This is a genomic window from Shewanella carassii (genome assembly GCF_019670705.1).
GTDB lineage: Bacteria > Pseudomonadota > Gammaproteobacteria > Enterobacterales > Shewanellaceae > Shewanella > Shewanella carassii.
Genome location: NZ_AP024618.1, coordinates 4010167 through 4030574, shown reverse-complemented (window position 1 = coordinate 4030574; position 20408 = coordinate 4010167). Strand labels below are relative to the sequence as shown.

Below are 20408 nucleotides of genomic sequence, written 5' to 3'. Positions count from 1 at the left end.
ATATCCGTATCAATAAAGTTGCATCTCATTGGTGCTAGGTTGCAACTTGGCAAATGGTGTAAAACCCTTGGGACGATTTTAAATGAATTGAATCTGAAGGTCAATTTTTTGACGCTATTTAGTGTTTTATTAATACGTTGATTTAAAAGAGATATTTTTAAATGTTGATTAATAAAAAAACAGGAGCCTTAAGCTCCTGTTGATTCTTGAGGGGGTAACCCTTCAGGTTTAAGGGATTAATTGTTCCTCTGATGAATAGGTATAGTTGGGTTCAGGTAGAGATGCTTGTATGGGAGCCTCAGTGACCAACAATGAATTGTCATTTATCAGAGACTGAATAATTGCTGCTTCATTTGTTGTTCCATATTCTGCAGAAAGGTCTACACCATTCAGAATTATGGTAACACTGCCACCGCCAACTCCAGTTGTGTCGACGCTTATGATGGTGTTGCCACCCACAAAGCTGAAGTCCAGATAATCATCTAATACACCGTTTTCCTCATTGACTAAAATATCCGATAAATCCAAGGCATCTATGCCAACGGTAAAGTTGTAGACGTTATCTGTACTGCCATCTGCTGAACCGGCATCCCAGATTAAGATATCTCTGTCACTGTCTAGACCGGCATCAAGACGGTCACTGCCGGGGCCACCGACTAAATAATCGGCACCTGTACCGCCATAGATATAGTCATTACCTGCCCCCCCCAGCAGTTGGTCGTTTCCTTCAAGACCATAGATGGTATCGTTACCTTCACGACCGACAATTTCATCACTTTGGTTAGCTCCGGTGAGGGAGTCACTTTGAGTGGTGCCGAATATGAGATTGTCTATGTCATCGGTTCCTGTCACTGTAATGGCATCATCGGGCAACAGTTCATGGGTAAATACAGCTTGTACGTAACGGGCTTGATAGCTACCTCCATCGTTGTCGAAGTAAGTGATGGTCCACAGATCGCCGGCTTGAGCGGGATTCAAAGCCAGGTAGTCGGCGAGGGTTATTGAGTTATCCGATTCTTGTACTATCTGATCATAGCCAATACTGGCCTTCATTAAGCCTGAATCCACATCATAGAACCAAGTCTGTTCTACGTTATCGACAGGATCTGCCAATAGCACTATGAAGGTTATGCCGTTAATGGTTAGCCTGACTGATACCTCTGTTTCCCGCTTGCTGCCTGCGGTTGTGTCAATATCTCTCTCATCCCCGGGAATTGGAATGGCAAAGGGGGATTTTTGGTAATCGGTGAACAGATCCAGACTACCGTTTGCTGGCGCTAAATTAATGGCATCGGCAAATCCCGCACTAATACTGAGGACTGCATCCTGATCATTACCTGAGGTTAAAGGAGATGAACCATCACCTATGGTGACACTTTCGCCCCCTAAGCTATTCCCGGGCACAGCATGGATAATGAAGTTTCCATCCACCTGATCTGGACCTGAATTGACTGTGAAGGTTAGGGAAATGTCCAACTGCTCTTCTATGTCACCGTTGTCCCCTGGCATATATACCAGACTACTCAACTCTGCTGCAGACAAGGCCTCCGGATTGTTGAAGTCATACTCTACCAGCATCTGGCTGTTATCATCCCAATACCAAATTGAGCCTATTTCGGCGGTTTCCCCTGGGTCGATAAACTCAAGGCTCAGGTTTGTGATGCTAATGCCATCAGTAGTATCTACATCAGTTGGCGCATCAATATTCAGCGGATAGCCGGCAAGATAAGGATCTGAGAGTTGCAACAATGAAGCTGGCACCCAGATCTCTTTGGCAAACTCACCTTCAACCGGATCATTGGTACCAGTGATGGTGATAGTCACTGTGTCAGTATCAGTGCCGCCGTTGCCGTCATCGACCGTGACATCAAAGCTTAAGGTGATGGTTTCGCCGACGGCGAGGAACTGCACCAGGCTGTTGGCAATGTCATAGCTCCAGCCGGAGTTGTCGACACTGAAGCCGGCCGCCAGTGCATCCTGGGTGGCTTGATCCAGAGCGCCGCCGCTCCAGAGTACATCGCCGTTATAGCTGCTGCCGACACTGTGGCTGTCGTTGATATCAACATCGGTGAAGCTCAAATCGCCGCTGTCGCTGAGCATCCCGGCCACGACATCGACATCCTCGGTGACTGCGCCGCTCATGTCGATGCTCAGCACCGGCGCATCATTGGTGCCGGTGATGGTCACCGTGACGGTGTCGGTATCGGTGCCGCCGTTGCCATCATCGACCGTGACATCAAAGCTTAAGGTGATGGTTTCGCCGACGGCGAGGAACTGCACCAGGCTGTTGGCAATGTCATAGCTCCAGCCGGAGTTGTCGACACTGAAGCCAGCCGCCAGTGCATCCTGGGTGGCTTGATCCAGAGCGCCGCCGCTCCAGAGTACATCGCCGTTATAGCTGCTGCCGACACTGTGGCTGTCGTTGATATCAACATCGGTGAAGCTCAAATCGCCGCTGTCGCTGAGCATCCCGGCCACGACATCGACATCCTCGGTGACTGCGCCGCTCATGTCGATGCTCAGCACCGGCGCATCATTGGTGCCGGTGATGGTCACCGTGACGGTGTCGGTATCGGTGCCGCCGTTGCCATCATCGACCGTGACATCAAAGCTTAAGGTGATGGTTTCGCCGACGGCGAGGAACTGCACCAGGCTGTTGGCAATGTCATAGCTCCAGCCGGAGTTGTCGACACTGAAGCCAGCCGCCAGTGCATCCTGGGTGGCTTGATCCAGAGCGCCGCCGCTCCAGAGTACATCGCCGTTATAGCTGCTGCCGACACTGTGGCTGTCGTTGATATCAACATCGGTGAAGCTCAAATCGCCGCTGTCGCTGAGCATCCCGGCCACGACATCAACATCCTCGGTGACTGCGCCGCTCATGTCGATGCTCAGCACCGGCGCGTCATTGGTGCCGGTGATGGTCACAGTGACGGTATCGGTATCGGTGCCGCCGTTGCCGTCATCGACCGTGACATCAAAGCTTAAGGTGATGGTCTCGCCGACGGCGAGGAACTGCACCAGGCTGTTGGCAATCTCATAGCTCCAGCCTGAGTTATCGACACTGAAGCCGGCCGCCAGCGCATCCTGGGTGGCTTGGTCCAGAGCGCCGCCGCTCCAGAGTACATCGCCGTTGTAGCTGCTGCCGACGCTGTGGCTGTCGTTGATATCGACATCGGTGAAGCTTAAGCTGCCGCTGTCGCTGAGCATTCCGGCCACGACATCAACATCCTCGGTGACCGCGCCGCTCATATCGATAGTCAGCACAGGCGCATCATTGGTGCCGGTGATGGTCACAGTGACGGTATCGGTATCCGTGCCGCCGTTGCCGTCATCGACCGTGACATCAAAGCTTAAGGTGATGGTCTCGCCGACGGCGAGGAACTGCACCAGGCTGTTGGCAATGTCATAGCTCCAGCCGGAGTTGTCGACACTGAAGCCGGCTGCCAGCGCATCCTGAGTGGCTTGATCCAGAGCGCCGCCGCTCCAGAGTACATCGCCGTTGTAGCTGCTGCCGACGCTGTGGCTGTCGTTGATATCGACATCGGTGAAGCTTAAGCTGCCGCTGTCGCTGAGCATTCCGGCCACGACATCGACATCCTCGGTGACCGCGCCGCTCATATCGATAGTCAGCACAGGCGCATCATTGGTGCCGGTGATGGTCACAGTGACGGTATCGGTATCGGTGCCGCCGTTGCCATCATCGACCGTGACATCAAAGCTCAGGGTGATGGTCTCGCCGACGGCGAGGAACTGCACCAGGCTGTTGGCAATGTCATAGCTCCAGCCGGAGTTATCGACACTGAAGCCGGCCGCCAGTGCATCCTGGGTGGCTTGATCCAGAGCGCCGCCGCTCCAGAGTACATCGCCGTTATAGCTGCTGCCGACACTGTGGCTGTCGTTGATATCAACATCGGTGAAGCTCAAATCGCCGCTGTCGCTGAGCATCCCGGCCAGCACATCAATATCCTCGGTGACTGCGCCGCTCATGTCGATGGTCAGCACCGGCGCATCATTGGTGCCGGTGATGGTCACAGTGACGGTATCGGTATCGGTGCCGCCGTTGCCATCATCGACCGTGACATCAAAGCTCAGGGTGATGGTCTCGCCGACGGCGAGGAACTGCACCAGGCTGTTGGCGATATCATAGCTCCAGCCTGAGTTGTCGGCACTGAAGCCGGCCGCCAGTGCATCCTGGGTGGCTTGATCCAGAGCGCCGCCGCTCCAGAGTACATCGCCGTTATAGCTGCTGCCGACACTGTGGCTGTCGTTGATATCAACATCGGTGAAGCTCAAATCGCCGCTGTCGCTGAGCATCCCGGCCACGACATCGACATCCTCGGTGACTGCGCCGCTCATGTCGATGGTCAGCACCGGCGCATCATTGGTGCCGGTGATGGTCACTGTGACGGTATCGGTATCGGTGCCGCCGTTGCCATCATCGACCGTGACATCAAAGCTTAAGGTGATGGTTTCGCCGACGGCGAGGAACTGCACCAGGCTGTTGGCAATCTCATAGCTCCAGCCGGAGTTGTCGACACTGAAGCCGGCCGCCAGCGCATCCTGGGTGGCTTGATCCAGAGCGCCGCCGCTCCAGAGTACATCGCCGTTATAGCTGCTGCCGACACTGTGGCTGTCGTTGATATCAACATCGGTGAAGCTCAAATCGCCGCTGTCGCTGAGCATCCCGGCCACGACATCAACATCCTCGGTGACCGCGCCGCTCATGTCGATGGTCAGCACCGGCGCATCATTGGTGCCGGTGATGGTCACAGTGACGGTATCGGTATCGGTGCCGCCGTTGCCATCATCGACCGTGACATCAAAGCTTAAGGTGATGGTTTCGCCGACGGCGAGGAACTGCACCAGGCTGTTGGCAATCTCATAGCTCCAGCCTGAGTTGTCGGCACTGAAGCCGGCCGCCAGTGCATCCTGGGTGGCTTGATCCAGAGCGCCGCCGCTCCAGAGTACATCGCCGTTATAGCTGCTGCCGACACTGTGGCTGTCGTTGATATCAACATCGGTGAAGCTCAAATCGCCGCTGTCGCTGAGCATCCCGGCCACGACATCGACATCCTCGGTGACTGCGCCGCTCATGTCGATGGTCAGCACCGGCGCATCATTGGTGCCGGTGATGGTCACTGTGACGGTATCGGTATCGGTGCCGCCGTTGCCATCATCGACCGTGACATCAAAGCTTAAGGTGATGGTTTCGCCGACGGCGAGGAACTGCACCAGGCTGTTGGCAATCTCATAGCTCCAGCCGGAGTTGTCGACACTGAAGCCGGCCGCCAGCGCATCCTGGGTGGCTTGATCCAGAGCGCCGCCGCTCCAGAGTACATCGCCGTTATAGCTGCTGCCGACACTGTGGCTGTCGTTGATATCAACATCGGTGAAGCTCAAATCGCCGCTGTCGCTGAGCATCCCGGCCACGACATCAACATCCTCGGTGACCGCGCCGCTCATGTCGATGGTCAGCACCGGCGCATCATTGGTGCCGGTGATGGTCACAGTGACGGTATCGGTATCGGTGCCGCCGTTGCCATCATCGACCGTGACATCAAAGCTTAAGGTGATGGTTTCGCCGACGGCGAGGAACTGCACCAGGCTGTTGGCAATCTCATAGCTCCAGCCGGAGTTATCGACACTGAAGCCGGCCGCCAGCGCATCCTGGGTGGCTTGGTCCAGAGCGCCGCCGCTCCAGAGTACATCGCCGTTATAGCTGCTGCCGACGCTGTGGCTGTCGTTGATATCAACATCGGTGAAGCTTAAATCGCCGCTGTCGCTGAGCATCCCGGCCACGACATCAACATCCTCGGTGACCGCGCCGCTCATGTCGATGCTCAGCACCGGCGCATCATTGGTGCCGGTGATGGTCAAAGTGACGGGTTGTGAATCACTGGCGCCAAAGGCATCGGTGACTGTTAGTGTGAAGCTCAAGGTGACGGTTTCGCCGACGGCGAGGAACTGCACCAGGCTGTTGGCGATATCATAGCTCCAGCCGGAGTTATCGGCACTGAAGCCGGCTGCCAGCGCATCCTGGGTGGCTTGATCCAGGGCGCCGCCACTCCAGCTTGCATCATTGTTGTAGCTGCTGCTGACAACATGGCTGTCACCAATATCCACATCGGTGAAGCTCAAGCTGCCGCTGTCGCTGAGCATGCCATTGATGACATCCAGATCTTCAATGACGGCTCCACTTGCGTCAGCGCTGAGAATGGGGGCGTCATTGGTACCTATGATGGTAATAGTGACCAGTTGTTCGGCGCTGGCGCCATACTCATCCGTTACAGTAACCGTAAAGGTCTCGGTGCGAATTTCGCCTTCCAGTAAACCATCAACGGCGGCGTTATCGAGCTGATAATTCCAGGCGCCGGTGGCGGCATCAACACTGAAGCTGCCCAGTGGGCTGTCGGCACTACCGGACCAAGTCAGATCTGCACCGTTGTCGACATCGCTGGCGCTGAGTTGGCCACTGACACCCGGAGTTCCGGGATCGACGCTGCTATCGTCAAATTGACCGGCTTCACGCACAGTGCCGTCGGCATCGCCCTCGCCAGGAGGGTTAATTATCGGGCCATCGTTGGTGCCATTGATAGTCAGAGTGACTAGCTGTGAATCACTGGCGCCAAAGGCGTCGGTGACCGTCAGTGTGAAGCTTAAGGTGATGGTTTCACCGACGGCGAGGAACTGCACCAGGCTGTTGGCGATGTCATAGCTCCAGCCGGAGTTGTCGGCGCTAAAGCCTTGGGCTAGCGCATCTTGGGTCGCTTGATCCAGGGCGCCGCCGCTCCAGCTTGCATCGCCATTGTAGCTACTGCTGACAACATGGCTGTCACCAATATCCACATCGGTGAAGCTCAAGGCACCACTGTCACTGAGCATACCATTGATGACATCAAGATCTTCGGTGAGACTGCCGCTGCTATCGGCGCTGAGAATGGGGGCGTCATTGGTACCTATGATGGTAATAGTGACCAGTTGCTCGGCGCTGGCGCCAAACTCATCCGTCACAGTAACCGTAAAGGTCTCGGTGCGAATTTCGCCTTCCAGCAGGCCATCGGCTGCGGCGTTATCGAGCTGATAATTCCAGGCGCCGGTGACGGCATCTATGGTGAAGCTGCCAAGTGGGCTGTCGGCACTGCCGGACCAAATAAGCACGGCACCATTATCCACATCGCTGGCGCTCAGTTGTCCGCTGACACTAGGGGTGCCAGGGTCTATGCTGCCGTCATCAAACTGACCGGCTTCTCGTACAACACCATCGGCCTCACCCGGCTGAGGCGTGCTGATCACCGGCACATCATTGGTGCCTGTGATAGTGATAGTCAAGGTCTGGATGCTGGTATCGCCATCGGCATCGGTCAGCAGATAGGAGAAAGTTTCCGTCAGGGATTCTCCCTGAGCGAGCGCTTGAACGGCTTGCGCTGCAGAGTTAATTTGATAGCTGTAACTACCATCGGCATTGAGGGTCAGCAGGCCGTAGCTGCCTGAAACCTGGCTTTGATTGGATACGGCATTATCAAGGTTGCTGCCACTGCCAGCGGCTGTTACCTGTGCGGTATCGCCGCCCTGAACATCGTTGTCGAGCAGATTGCCGCTAATGGCTAGTAGTGAGTCTTCATCTACGCTGTTGATGTCATCCTGGCCGCTTGGAGCGTCATCCAGTACCGAGATGGTAAGGGTATTACCGACACTGTTTCCTTCTAGATCGGTCAATATCAGGTTGAAAGCCTGCGAGAAGTCATCACTTGAGCTGTGGTCAACCGCAGAATTGAGGGTAAAGCTATAGCTGATATTGCCGTTTATCAGGTCAACGGCGTTGATGGTGAGTACACCGTATTCAGTATTGATACTGACAGGGCCGTTAAATACGCCGCCAGAGACAATGGCAATCCCATCTAGGGTCAAGCTTGCCACGCCGGCCGCAGCGCTAAAACTCAAGTTACCGGTTTGGGTCAAGGCGGCGGGTGATGGAGTGGTTCCTGTCGGCAGGTTGGCATCTGAGAGTGTGGCTGCGCTACTGCTGAGTGTTGGGCCAGCCAAGGGGAGATCCTCAAGCAGTATCTCTTCTTGAGTGGTAATGGCGGTTTGATCGAAACCACTGGTGTCATAACCTGCACTTGCCAATAACTCAGAGCCGTCCCTGTCTACGGCGACATAACCGAAATCACCTTGGTTACCTGTTGTCCCGGCACCAGCTGCGGTAGCAGGCAGGTTTGCGGTAGGGTCGTCACCTGCAAGTATTTGTGCCTGCAGTGCGGCTATTTCGGCATCGACCCCTTCATTGGCGAATTGGGCGACATCTGCGGCCACGGCATCTGGCTGAGGTTGAGCGCTGGGTTGTGCATTTTGCTCTGTCAGCCTGGTACCATCGGCATATTCGATAGTGAAGGTATCGTTCGCGGTGAAGATGATCTCTTCACCATTGCGGATGAGATCCCCGATGCTCAGATCGCGGATATTGCCATTTTCGTCCTTGGCCTTGAGTTGTCCAACCAAATTGGTGACAACTGCGTCTTGCTTGCTGATTGCGACGCCCATAACTCATACTCCTTTGCACGCAAATACTGACGGCAAGGTACTCAAGACCATAAGCGTCAGTTATAAGTTCTAATATTAAGTCTGGGGTTGAAACGAAGGCTGTCAAATGCCTGTCTTTAAAGGCTGGCTGCAGATTAATAATGGCTGATTGATTTTAGATATGGGAATTTACCACCCATTCATAAGGTTACAGATGATGAGAAAGTGACTTTGCTTTTCGTAATAAAAAAGCCACTAAAAGAGTGGCTTTTTTATTACGAAAAGGTCTAGCGATTAGCTGCTCTTGGCGGCCTGTTTGTAACTATTGAAGGCTCCCTGATGATCGGCCAACTGTTCCTGAAGTTTGGCCAAGGCCAGCCAATACTCCTTGCGCGGCAGCAAGTGACACAAGCGTTCCCATGCGGCTCGGGCCAGACTGAATTCACGGCAGAGCTCATGGATTTGAGCCATGCAGTGTTGGTAGTCGGCATGATTTTCGAGCTTGGGCTCCAAATTTTTCAGCAGCTTCAGGGTTTCGTTGTCTTGGGCTTCAAAAATTTTCGGCAAAACTTCAAGTACAGCGGAGCAAGGCTCTTTCTTTAGGGCCTTATTCAGCAGTTTCAGCGCTTCGTCACGGCGGTTGAAGCCGGCCAGACCCAATGCATATTGCGCCATATTGGGCTGCTGGCTGCGTTCCTGGCGGCTAAGCCAGTGCCAACATTTTTCCAGTTCCTGCTCGTTGCGAAGGGCCGCCTGCGCCAGCAAAGCGTTATTTACCCTCTGGTTCAGGAGTTCGTATTCTTCACTATCCAGGATCTGCTTTTTGCGCAGCGCCGGCAATAACAGTTTTAGAGCCTGCCAGTCCAGCTGGCTCTGGTAAAGCTCCAGTGCCAGCTGCAGTACCGGGGCCTTGCTCTTGCTGCTGGGTTGCAGTTTGTCCAGCTGCTCGCGGGCTTTTTCCAGCTCGCCTTGCTGCATGTAGTAGCGCACTCTGGTGGTGGTGACGGCTTGGGTCGCCAGTGGCAACTGGGCCGCCTTATTCAGGTATTCATCCCGCTGTTCATTCTTGAACTGTCTTTGGGCCGCTCTGGCGGCTGCCAGATAATTAAGAGCAGGCAGTTCACCGGCTTCGGCGCCTTTTTGCATCGCCTTTTCGGCCGCAGGCCAATCTTCTTCTGCCAGTGCAAGGGCACCAGTAAGAGTGTGCTTGCGGGCGGCATTGCGGCGCCAGCGCCGCGGCAGGTAGCGACTGCTAAGCACCAGATTCAGCACAGTGACCAGTAGCCATTCCAGTAGCTGCAACAGGGCAAAGAAGATGATGAGTGCCATAACGGCAAACAGCAGGTTGGTTTCCAGTTGCCAGTCCAGAAAGGCGATATAGACATAGCCCGTCTTCCCGGCTAAGAGCGGGCTAAGGCAGGCACCAGCCAGAATAATCACCAGGTAGATGAGTACTCTTATCATAGTTCCGCCCCCGGCATGAGTTCACCATAGGTGACCAACTGCTTGAGCTGGGCGCTGGATTCAAATTTGGTCAGATTAACGGGATCCAGTTGCAGACTGGACAAAGCATTGATTGCGGTCAGCACCTCTTCGGTGCGTGGATCGTCGAGATCAAAATATTGCTGGATCCACTTGCGGGCCATGGCCAATGACTGGCGGTAGTTGAGCTCATCATATTGATAGAGGGCCAGCTGTGACTGCAGTAGTTTATTGCGGATATTCTCGAATAAATACCATTCTTGCTGGGGAGACAGCAGCGGAGTGATATCTGAGCTTATCTTGCGAATAGTGAAGAAGTCTTCCTTCAGTGCGCTCCAGGTCTTGGCCAAGTTGCTTTGCCAATCTCCAATGGAGTCAGACATCTTGTTTTCTGTTTCCGGCTCCATTTGCTGGCTGCCGACACGGTTGAGTGGCAGCTTGTCCAGCTTGGTGATAATGCCATCCAGGGTGAACACAGTTCCTGCTATATCGGTATTCTTGATGGCGCTGACCGCTGCAATATCGTTGGCGAGGGCTCGACGCAGTGGCATAAGAGATGGCTCCTGCATGGCGGCAATACGCTCATCGGCGGCTTGTAACAGGCCGGTTGCTGTTTGCGGATCTTTCTCAAGCCACAGCTTACGTCCCGCCATCCGCACCAAGTATTCGGCTTCTGCCGCCATCCAATGGTTGGGACTACGTTGTGCCAGAGTGGCGATACGGTTTTGCATCTGCTGCTGGGCATCGCTCAGTTGGGCTATGGCACCTTGCAGCTGTTGATTTTGCTGCAGGTCACTTTTCAGTTGCTGCTCCAGTGCCTGTAATCTGGCCTCAGGAGCTTGTTTGACCTGTTCGAGGGTAGTTGTCAGTTGCGCATTGGCGGCTTGCTGTTGTTGTAGTTGCCAAAAGAGATAAGCACCTATGGCGCAGGCCAGCAGTGCCAGCAACAGGCTCAATAGCAGCGTCAGTCTCAGTGGCCATGAGCTGCGCTTGGCTGTCTCCGCTGGAGTTTCTTGCTCTGTGGTACCCATGGGTTGGGTAGGCAGTGCGGGGGTATCGCTCCCGACTTCTGGCTTACTGTTATCCATTAATGCAGTCCTTTAACGCGACAATAGGGCTGGAAATCGGGAGGGGGAAAACTAGAGCCTCAATGCTTTGAGTACGGCCTTACTATTGGCTGCCGTGGCATCGGTCACCTGAGTTAATCCGGCGATCACGGCCTTATCTACCACCCGAATACTGGGAACTATAATATGACATGCTTGCAGCCAAGCAAAATACTCTTTTGGCAGCAGTCGGATAAGGTTCATCAGGCTCTCGGCGCTGCTGAGCACTATGGTGTCTATCCCGAAGGCTTGCCATTCTTTGACCAGTTGTATTGCATCGTAGGCGGGACAAGTGCGGCGGTAGACTTCCCAGAACTTGACTGAAGCACCATATTGCTGGAGTGTTTGTCCCAATACTTCCCTGCCACCGTTACCGCGAATTATGACCACTTGCTTGTGTTTTACTGCTTCGGGTTGCAGTCCTGGCAGGGTTAACAGGCCCTCGGTCTGTTGGTTGTCATCCGGAGCCTTATGGCCGTGGATACCATATTGCGCAAAGGCCTCGAAAGTCGCTTCGCCGACGGCAAAATATTGAATGTGTGACGGCCAGGGGGCATTGAGTGCCTGAGTACCGAAATGCACCGCATTGGTGCTGACAAACACAATAATGTCGGCGTCCAGCACCTCGGTAGGGGAAATAGTTTTGTCTTCCATGGCCTCGACTGCCAAGAGAGGGGTCACCATAAAAGGTATCCCTCTTTCTGTCAGCGCTTTTTCCATGGCGTGATTGCGCCCCTCGGGGCGCGTCAACAACACTCTCATGGTGCCGCCTTGTTATTTGCCGTAAACGGCATCCAATATAGTTTTGGCGCCTTTGCTCAGCAGTTCTTCTGCCAGGGCGTTACCCAAGGCTACCGCTTCGTCCTGATGACCACTTACGACTCCAGAGATCACTTCAGAACCGTCTGGATTACCCACCAGACCTCTCAATGTCAGCTGTTGGTCCTGGATCTCGGCATAGGCGCCGATAGGTACCTGACAACCGCCTTCCAGACGAGTATTCATGGCCCTTTCTGCCAGTACGCGGTAGCGGGTTTCTTTGTGCTCAAGCGGTGCCAGTAAGGCTTTTACCCGCTCATCGTCAGTGCGGCATTCGATGCCGACAGCGCCTTGGCCGTTGGCCGGCAGTGATTCTTCGGCGCTGATAAAGCTGGCGATACGCTCCGACAATTTCAGGCGGATAAGCCCGGCAGCGGCCAGAATGATGGCATCATATTCACCGGCGTCCAGCTTACCCAGACGGGTTCCCACGTTACCGCGCAGATCTTTGATTATCAGGTCCGGACGACGGGCTCTGAGTTGGCACTGACGACGTAGGCTTGAAGTACCGACAACCGCACCCTGAGGCAGTTCATCGATGCACTTATACTTATTGGAGACGAAGGCATCACGGGGATCTTCGCGTTCACAGATCACTTCCAGCCCCAAGCCTTCTGGGAAATCGACCGGCACATCTTTCATGGAATGTACGGCGATATCCGCCTGGTCTTCCAGCATGGCGACTTCCAGCTCTTTAACAAACAAACCCTTGCCACCCACTTTGGCCAGAGGGGTATCGAGAATAATGTCCCCCTTGGTGCTCATTGGCAGCAGTTCTACTGTCAGCCCGGGATGAATGCGTTCCAGTTCGGCTTTGACAAATTCTGCCTGCCACATGGCGAGAGGGCTTTTACGTGTTGCTATGCGAATGCGATTTTCTGACATGCCAGTCTTTTCCGTGAGAGTACATTAAATGCGCCAATGCTAACATTGCCTATTGGAGAATGGCACTGAGCGCTGCTCAATCTTTGAAGTGGGCACGTTAAATTTTCGTCAAATAGTGTGATCTTGATCTCATTACTTGCCTGTCGGCATAAAAGTGTTAGCATGATCATCTAACTGCTTCAGGAACAGTGAAATTCTGATGATCGAGCGTCAGCGACAATATGCCGAATGCGCCGAGCGCCTCAACCGAGTGCGTCTGGCCCGTGCTCAAGCGCTGTTCTCTCCCTTACAGCGGCATCTGTTTAATCTTATTCCGCTATTGTTGCATCAACATCACAACCGCTTGCCCGGATACAATGGTCCCATGACGCCTCGTGGTATCAAGGGATTCTCAAATACCATCTCGTTTAAGGAGTCGCTCGCTACCCTCAAGCTGCCACTGCTTGAAGACTCACCGCATGTCAGCCCGGTATTGGAAGGGGTTTACGTGATGGGTAGCACCGCCAGTTTTGGCCAGAATCCCAAGAGTGATGTGGATGTTTGGTTGGTCTATGACGCAGGGCTGACCCTGGAAGAAGTAGAGTTACTGAGGGACAAGAGCCTAAAACTTACCCAGTGGTTTGCTGGTTTTCAATTCGAGGTGAACTTTTATCTGGTACATCCGCGGCAATTTTGCCGTGATGATGCCTGCCATCAGGACGCCGAATGGGAGCTGTTGGGGCATGAGCACAGCGGCAGCGCCCAGCATTGGTTGCTGCTGGAAGAGTTCTACCGCAGTCATATTCGCCTAGCGGGCAAGACGGTCGCCTGGTGGCCTAATGCCGAGCCTTGCAGCGATTTTCTGTTTCTTGGTGATGTGCACCAACTACCAGCCAATGAGTATTTTGGTGCCTCTTTATGGCAGCTCTACAAAGGCTTGGACAAGCCGCACAAGGCCCTGCTCAAGGTACTGCTGTTGGAAGCCTATGCCAGTAATTACCCACAAACCAATCTGGTCAGCGAGTGGGTGTGGTTGAGAACTCTGGCCGGTGACTTTTCCAACGCCAACGATGCCTACTTACTCCTGTATCAATATATAGAGTCTTATCTGCTCAAAGTGGGCGATAGGCGGCGACTGGAAATTGTACGGCGTTGCTTTTACCTCAAATGTGGTATCAGGCTGACTGATACAGAACAGTATCACGATTGGCGTTACCACAAACTCAGGCAGTTGGTAGAACAGTGGGAATGGCCCCAGAGTCTACTGACGACCCTGGATGATTGTGAACATTGGCACAGTGGCCAACTACAGTGGTTTAATGCCCAGCTCAACGAGTTGATGCTGGCCAGCTATCAAACCCTGTTGCATTTCGCTTCGACTCATAGGTTGAGTGAGTACTTTAAAATTGAAGACTTGGGGCTGTTGACCCGCAAGTTACACACCTATTTCAGTGAGGACAAGCAGCAGATCCTACGGCTTAACCGGCTTTGGAGTCAGTCGCTGGCGGAACGAAACCTGACCATAGTCCGCAGCGAACAGGATGGTCGCTGTCATCTCTATCGTCTGTCGCCGGAGCCGCGGCAGTTTATGGGCGAAGTAGCCATCTATCAGGCCGATGATGCCGCCTCTTTGATGATTTGGGCCTGCCTCAATGGGGTGGCAACCGCCAACAGTCGTTGGTTTGAATACGGCGCGGGTCGTCTGCGCTGCCGGCGTCTCAATCAAGTGGTCGAACGGCTATTGCCTTACACCGAAGACAAGAAGTGGCGAGTGTCGAAACTGGATCTGTGTCAGCCTTGGCACTATCGCAAATTAGTGTGGATCCTCAATCTGGAGCAGGATCCCAGCGAACATTGGCAGGGCCAAAGCTTGATGCTGGAACTCATGGGCAGCAACCTGTTGGCGACAGGCAAACCGGCAGCTAGCCTGCTGGGTTCGGTGCAACTGATGAGTCTCAACTCCTGGGGCGAATGGCATTGTCACAGCTTTAGCGGTGAACAGGCGCTATTGGAGGCCATCGCCTTTGCCACTCCAGGCATGAGAAGGGCGCCACAACAAGTGGCCTTTGATGTCGTCAGCGCCTCGCAAAAGCTGCAGTCTCAGTTGGAACAAACTGTAGTGGATATTCTCAAGCAGGTGCACCGGCTGATAAGAGATGCCTGTCCTTCAAAGACCCTGGTGCAGCCACTGCAACTGGGTGAAAAGAAATATGGCCTGTTTTTCGATGCCAAGGGCATGAGTTACCGGGATCTTAGCGATGTAAAGTCCCTCTATCGTCAGTTGGCCAGAGGCGAACTACAGAGTTTGCCAAGGCCCGAGCTTGCCGACGACCCTTGGGTCAAGGTGCCCGAGGTTATCCAGAACTATGCGGTGAAGGGGGTGATCCAGTATTTCCTGCGCAGCCGGGAAGACGAGTTGGACGTGTTTGTACTGGATGAAGGAAATGGCCTGAGCCACTATGTGCACAGCAATCCGGATGTCAGTGAATTGGTGAATACTGTCACCCAGCATTACGCCTTCGGTGAAGTCCTGAACCTTAAAAATCAGTTCAACTTTCCGCAGTTTTTCCGCTTGGTGCGTCAAAACGGCAATCTGGACGTGGTGCCTTTCGGGGTCACGGCAAGGGCGGCGCAGACAGAGTTCTGACCGCCCCTAAATTATCAGAACGACAGTTCTATTCCGCCCTGGCGGCTGATGGACTCTCTGACGAAGGGCATAAACTCGCCGCCGTTGCGCTCATCTATCCATTTACCGTCGACATAGCCAAAGTGATAACCACCGAAACGGGTTGCTACCCAGATCTGGTGCAGCGGCTCCTGCTTGTTGATCACGATTTTGGAGCTGTCGGCAAACTCGAGCTGCAGCACATTGCCTGAAGCGTCGATATCAACATCGGCATCCTGCTCATCGATTGCATTCTCAATTGCGGTTTCTATCCGGTCGAACATTTCATCGGCGAGCTGATGATATTCGGTATCTGTCATGGCCATGGAATATCTGTCCTTTGCTTTCATCAAGATGAATGCGATTATAAGGCTAATGTAATCCTGCTGCCCAGATGTTGAGTAAAATGAGACTGTTTTTATCCCTGATGCTTGCTAGCCTGTTGCTGCTTGGTTGTGGTCAAAAAGGCGCGCTATACAAGAGCCCTGATCTGCCGGACAACCAATCCCAGGCGGAACAAACCGAGCAACCCCAGCAATCGACAGAGGAAAACTAATTGGATCATTTTCAGTATCAAGCTCAGGCTCTGTATGCCGAAGACTGCGCCGTAGCCGATTTGGCGGCTCAATATGGTACGCCTTTGTATGTCTATTCGCGGGCGACACTGGAGCGCCATTGGCATGCCTTTGATAGGGCCGTGGCCACTCATCCGCACCTTATCTGCTATGCGGTCAAGGCAAACTCCAATCTGGCGGTGCTCAATGTGTTGGCGCGTCTTGGAAGTGGCTTTGATATTGTCTCAGGCGGAGAACTGACCCGGGTAATCACCGCAGGTGGCGATCCGGCCAAGGTGGTGTTTTCCGGTGTCGGCAAGACAGCGGCGGAAATGAAACTGGCTTTGGAGCTGGGCATATATTGCTTCAATGTCGAGTCTCGCGCCGAGCTTGAACTGCTCAACGAAGTGGCAGGCTCTTTGGGTAAACAGGCGCCGGTTTCGTTGCGGATCAACCCGGATGTGGATGCCGGTACTCACCCCTATATTTCCACCGGCCTGAAAGAAAACAAGTTCGGCATCGCCATGGATGAAGCCGAGGAAGCCTTCCTGCAGGTGCAATCCTTGCCGCACCTGGTCATCAAGGGCGCCGACTGCCATATCGGCTCACAGCTTACTGAACTCAGGCCGTTTCTCGATGCCATGGACAGAATGCTGGCATTGATCGATAGGCTGGCAGAAAAAGGCATAGTGGTTGAGCATCTGGACGTGGGCGGCGGTCTGGGAGTCACCTATGGTGAAGAAACCCCGCCACAACCGGACAAGTATGCCGCCGCATTGCTCGAGCGTCTGGGTGAACGACCACTGAAGCTAATTTTCGAACCGGGCAGGGCGATTGCCGCCAATGCCGGGATCTTTGTCACCCAGGTATTGTTCGAGAAAGAGAATGCCGGCAAGCATTTTGCGATAGTGGACGGTGCCATGAATGACCTTATCCGGCCGTCACTCTACAGCGCCTGGCAGCAGATTATCCCGGTGCAGCCAAGAGAGGGTGAAAGCCGGGAATACGACATAGTCGGCCCAGTGTGTGAAACCGGGGATTTTCTGGGTAAATCACGCGCCTTGGTGTTGCAAGCTAAAGACCTGCTGGCGGTGCGTTCCAGCGGCGCTTATGGCTTTGTGATGTCCTCCAACTACAACACCCGTCCGCGAGCGGCCGAAGTCATGGTCGATGGCAGTGAACATTATCTGGTGCGTGAACGGGAAAAGCTGGAACAACTGTGGCAAGGTGAGCACTTGCTGCCGTAAACTAGTGTGAGTACTTTCCCGCTGTAGGCGTTGGAACCTAGGAGTAATCTTGATCCACTTCACTAAGATGCATGGTCTGGGCAACGACTTTATGGTCGTCGATGGCGTGACTCAGAATGTGTACTTTTCGCCGGAGCAGATCCGGCGCCTGGCCGACCGCAACTTCGGTATCGGTTTCGATCAACTGCTGCTGGTCGAGCCGCCCTATGATCCGGATCTGGACTTTCATTATCGTATCTTCAATGCCGATGGCAGCGAGGTCGAACAGTGCGGCAACGGCGCCCGCTGCTTTGCCCGCTTTGTTCGCAACAAGGGCCTGACCCAGAAATACAAGATCAAGGTCAGCACTTCATCCGGCAAGATGACCCTGCGCCTGGAGCGCGATGGCAATGTCACCGTCAATATGGGCGTACCTATCTTGGATCCGGCGCGGATCCCCTTCAAGGCCAAAAAGGCCGAAAAGACCTACCTGTTGCCTACCGAAGGGCAAACCTTCCTCTGCGGTGCTGTTTCCATGGGTAACCCCCACTGCGTGCTGGAAGTCGAGGATGTGGCTGCCACGGATGTCGATGTTATCGGCGCGCAACTGACCAATCACGAACGCTTCCCCAAAGGGGTCAACGTCGGCTTTATGCAGGTGCTCAACAAGGGTCATATCAAGCTCAGGGTTTATGAGCGCGGCGCCGCTGAAACCCTGGCCTGTGGCAGCGGTGCCTGCGCGGCTGCTGTGGTGGGCCAACTGCAGGGCAAGCTGGGCAATACAGTGCGGGTCGACCTGCCCGGCGGCACTCTGACAATCAAATGGGACGGTGAGGGCAAGCCGCTGTGGATGACAGGCCCGGCCGAACAGGTATACGACGGACAGATACAGATATGACAGACGCCAAAGCTAAGCTCAATCCACCTTTTGATGAGCAGATCATCCGTGAATATCTGTTGGATAATCCGGAGTTTTTCTGCCGTCACCCCGAGCTGCTGTTGGCTATGCGTCTGCCCCACGGCGAGCGTGGCACAGTTTCTCTGGTGGAGCGGCGGCAGGAGCTGCTGCGCAGCCGGGTACAGCAGCTGGAAGAGGAGATCACCGCGCTGCTTGGCATGGCCAGCCGCAATGAGAAAATCTTCCGCTTTAACACCCAGCTTTCATTGAAGCTGCTCGATTGCGAAGATATGGGCGAGCTTAGGCAGGTGTTGTGCGCCGAGCTTAAAGAAGCCTTTAACTTCAGCCATGTACGCCTGATTACCGTGCATGATATCGACTCAGAACTCTCGGCCATCTGGCGTAAGCGCCTGCAGCACGGCTATTACTTTGGTCGCTTGACCAAGGAGGAGTCCAAGCGTTTGTTCGGCTCTGAAGTCGGCTCAGTGTCACTGGCACGGCTGTCGGAACAAAATGGCCAGGTGATCTTTGCTATCGCCAGTGCCGATGTGACCCACTTCCATCCGGAGATGGACAATATGCTGCTGGATCAGTTGCGGCAGCTGTTGGACCATCTGCTGCCCAAGCTCTGATGGCCGTTAAACAGGATTCTCCCTGGCTTGGCCGCTTCGAGCGCCATCTCAGTGCCGAGCGGCAACTGTCTCCTTACACAGCCCGCAACTATCTGCGCGAACTGCAACGGGTTGCCGGGCTGTTGCCGCAGGATATTGATTGGGATCAGGTAACCGATCCCCAGTTGAGTGCTGTGTTGGCCAAGTTACACCGTCAGGGGCTCAGCCCCCGCTCTTTGTCCCTGTGCCTGTCGGCGGTCAAGCAGTTCTACGAATTTCTGCTGCTCGAAGAGCTGGTCAAGAGTAATCCCGCCCGGCAACTGAGTGCACCGAAACAGAATAAGCCGCTGCCCAAGAATCTCGATGCCGACAGCATCAGTCATCTGCTGGATATTGAGGTGACAGATCCCCTCAGTGCCCGTGACAAGGCGATGATGGAGCTGTGTTACTCCTCAGGGCTGCGTCTGGCCGAGTTGGCCTCGCTGGATGTACCGCAACTGGATTTCGCCCAGCAGCAAATTAAGGTGATGGGTAAAGGTGGCAAGGAACGGCTGCTGCCGGTGGGCTCGGTCGCCATTGCCGCATTGCAACAATGGCTGGATTACCGCCGTGATATTCCCTGTGAAGATCAGGCGCTGTTCGTGACCGCCAAGGGCAAGCGCTTGGCGCATCGCAGTATTCAGGCGCGCATGGCGCGCTGGGGGCAGGAGCAGGTGTTATCCGCCAGGGTGCATCCTCACAAACTCAGGCATTCCTTCGCGACCCATATGCTGGAGTCCAGCGGCGACTTGCGGGCGGTGCAGGAGCTACTGGGACACGCCAATCTGGCGACCACCCAAATATATACCAGTCTGGACTTTCAACATCTGGCCAAGGTGTATGACGGCGCTCACCCCAGAGCCAAAAAGGACAAGTGATGCAGGTGTTTCTTCGCCCCGGCGCTATCAAAGCCATCAGTTTTGATCTCGACGATACCCTCTATGATAATCGGCCAATTATCGCCGCCGCCGAAGGCGCATTGCTCGAGTGGCTGGCCAAAGAATACCCCCGGAGCGGCAATTGGCAGGCCGCAGACTGGCGGACATTGAAGCGCCAGCTGTTGCGGCAGCAAGCCGAGCTGACCCATGACACCAGTGCCGCGCGATTGGCGTTATTGCAAACCGGGCTGGAGATGCTGGGATATGATAAGCACAAGGCAAAACTGGGCGCGAAAGCGGGTCTGGCCTTGTTCCTTGAGCGGCGCAGCGACTTTAAGGTGTCACAGGAAGTGCTCGCCTTACTTGCGCAATTGGCTGAGCGTTTTCGCCTGGTTGGGATCACCAATGGCAATGTGGATGCAGACAGAATTGGTCTGGGAGAGATGTTTGAGTTTGTGCTGCATCCGGGCAATGGCATCAGACGCAAACCTTGGGGAGATATGTTCCTGTTGGCCGCCGAGCGTCTGGCTTTACCCTCTGAGACGCTGCTGCATGTCGGCGACCACCCGCTGACTGATGTCGCAGGTGCCCGTAAGGCCGGTTGTCAGGCTGCTTGGCTCAATCCGGCGTTTGCCGGTGACAACTGCAAAGCGGCCAATACCCTGCTGCCTCACATTCGGCTCCATTCTCTGAGTGAATTGGCACTTCTATTGTGATTTTGTTGCGTTTTTGTGTTTTCTGAGTAG

At 54.4% G+C, this 20408-nt stretch carries 13 protein-coding genes; 7 read left to right on the top strand and 6 right to left on the bottom strand.

Going from position 1 to position 20408, the window contains the following annotated elements; genetic code table 11:
• Nucleotides 1–228 precede the first annotated feature (228 nt).
• The 5 genes from K5621_RS18060 to hemC form a co-directional block, all read right to left on the bottom strand.
• Nucleotides 229–8541 (bottom strand): retention module-containing protein, encoded by an 8313-nt coding sequence (locus tag K5621_RS18060; protein WP_221049951.1) that lies wholly within the window; start codon nt 8539–8541, stop codon nt 229–231.
• Between the two features lie 273 nt (nt 8542–8814).
• Entirely contained in the window at nt 8815–9984 is a 1170-nt protein-coding gene (locus K5621_RS18055; RefSeq protein WP_221049950.1) for a heme biosynthesis HemY N-terminal domain-containing protein, read from the bottom strand.
• Entirely contained in the window at nt 9981–11090 is a 1110-nt protein-coding gene (locus tag K5621_RS18050; RefSeq protein WP_221049949.1) for a uroporphyrinogen-III C-methyltransferase, read from the bottom strand. The genes K5621_RS18055 and K5621_RS18050 overlap by 4 nt, the downstream gene beginning before the upstream one ends.
• A gap of 51 nt (nt 11091–11141) precedes the next feature.
• Nucleotides 11142–11870, bottom strand: coding sequence for a uroporphyrinogen-III synthase (locus tag K5621_RS18045; RefSeq protein ID WP_221049948.1), 729 nt, complete (start codon nt 11868–11870; stop codon nt 11142–11144).
• Between the two features lie 12 nt (nt 11871–11882).
• Complete coding sequence (gene hemC, locus K5621_RS18040; RefSeq protein ID WP_100141806.1) at nt 11883–12812, bottom strand: hydroxymethylbilane synthase; 930 nt, start codon at nt 12810–12812, stop codon at nt 11883–11885.
• A 202-nt stretch (nt 12813–13014) separates the two neighbouring features.
• Here hemC and K5621_RS18035 point away from each other — a divergent pair, with 202 nt between their 5' ends.
• The gene (locus K5621_RS18035) at nt 13015–15438 is read left to right on the top strand and encodes a class I adenylate cyclase (protein ID WP_221051240.1); all 2424 of its coding nucleotides are present in this window, start codon (nt 13015–13017) and stop codon (nt 15436–15438) included.
• Between the two features lie 14 nt (nt 15439–15452).
• Here the strand turns inward: K5621_RS18035 and cyaY are convergent, their stop codons facing one another.
• Nucleotides 15453–15782 (bottom strand): iron donor protein CyaY, encoded by a 330-nt coding sequence (gene cyaY / locus K5621_RS18030; RefSeq protein WP_025011356.1) that lies wholly within the window; start codon nt 15780–15782, stop codon nt 15453–15455.
• Nucleotides 15783–15862: 80 nt separating this feature from the next.
• Between cyaY and lptM the strand changes: the two genes are divergently transcribed.
• The 6 genes from lptM to K5621_RS18000 are packed head-to-tail and all read left to right on the top strand — an operon-like array spanning nt 15863 to nt 20378.
• Nucleotides 15863–16012 (top strand): LPS translocon maturation chaperone LptM, encoded by a 150-nt coding sequence (gene lptM / locus K5621_RS18025; protein WP_162887842.1) that lies wholly within the window; start codon nt 15863–15865, stop codon nt 16010–16012.
• On the top strand, nt 16013–17257 hold the full coding sequence (gene lysA / locus K5621_RS18020; RefSeq protein ID WP_221049947.1) for a diaminopimelate decarboxylase: 1245 nt from the start codon (nt 16013–16015) through the stop codon (nt 17255–17257). It begins immediately after the preceding gene.
• A 49-nt stretch (nt 17258–17306) separates the two neighbouring features.
• Entirely contained in the window at nt 17307–18134 is an 828-nt protein-coding gene (gene dapF, locus K5621_RS18015; RefSeq protein WP_039034028.1) for a diaminopimelate epimerase, read from the top strand.
• Nucleotides 18131–18766 (top strand): DUF484 family protein, encoded by a 636-nt coding sequence (locus K5621_RS18010; RefSeq protein ID WP_025011355.1) that lies wholly within the window; start codon nt 18131–18133, stop codon nt 18764–18766. Before dapF ends, K5621_RS18010 begins: the two co-directional genes overlap by 4 nt.
• Nucleotides 18766–19662 carry a tyrosine recombinase XerC gene (gene xerC / locus K5621_RS18005; RefSeq protein WP_100141808.1) on the top strand — a complete coding sequence of 299 codons (897 nt, stop codon included), beginning with the start codon at nt 18766–18768 and terminating at the stop codon, nt 19660–19662. Before K5621_RS18010 ends, xerC begins: the two co-directional genes overlap by 1 nt.
• A complete protein-coding gene (locus K5621_RS18000) occupies nt 19662–20378 on the top strand; it encodes an HAD-IA family hydrolase (RefSeq protein ID WP_221049946.1) in 717 nt (238 codons plus the stop codon). The genes xerC and K5621_RS18000 overlap by 1 nt, the downstream gene beginning before the upstream one ends.
• Nucleotides 20379–20408: the final 30 nt, after the last annotated feature.

Excerpts from the sequence above, each read along its gene's own strand:
- hemC (WP_100141806.1), bottom strand. The coding sequence starts at position 12,812 with ATGTCAGAAAATCGCATTCGCATAGCAACACGTAAAAGCCCTCTCGCC.
- K5621_RS18060 (WP_221049951.1), bottom strand. The coding sequence starts at position 8,541 with ATGGGCGTCGCAATCAGCAAGCAAGACGCAGTTGTCACCAATTTGGTT.
- K5621_RS18000 (WP_221049946.1), top strand. The coding sequence starts at position 19,662 with ATGCAGGTGTTTCTTCGCCCCGGCGCTATCAAAGCCATCAGTTTTGAT.
- K5621_RS18010 (WP_025011355.1), top strand. The coding sequence starts at position 18,131 with ATGACAGACGCCAAAGCTAAGCTCAATCCACCTTTTGATGAGCAGATC.
- cyaY (WP_025011356.1), bottom strand. The coding sequence starts at position 15,782 with ATGGCCATGACAGATACCGAATATCATCAGCTCGCCGATGAAATGTTC.
- K5621_RS18055 (WP_221049950.1), bottom strand. The coding sequence starts at position 9,984 with ATGATAAGAGTACTCATCTACCTGGTGATTATTCTGGCTGGTGCCTGC.
- K5621_RS18050 (WP_221049949.1), bottom strand. The coding sequence starts at position 11,090 with ATGGATAACAGTAAGCCAGAAGTCGGGAGCGATACCCCCGCACTGCCT.
- K5621_RS18045 (WP_221049948.1), bottom strand. The coding sequence starts at position 11,870 with ATGAGAGTGTTGTTGACGCGCCCCGAGGGGCGCAATCACGCCATGGAA.
- lptM (WP_162887842.1), top strand. The coding sequence starts at position 15,863 with ATGAGACTGTTTTTATCCCTGATGCTTGCTAGCCTGTTGCTGCTTGGT.
- xerC (WP_100141808.1), top strand. The coding sequence starts at position 18,766 with ATGGCCGTTAAACAGGATTCTCCCTGGCTTGGCCGCTTCGAGCGCCAT.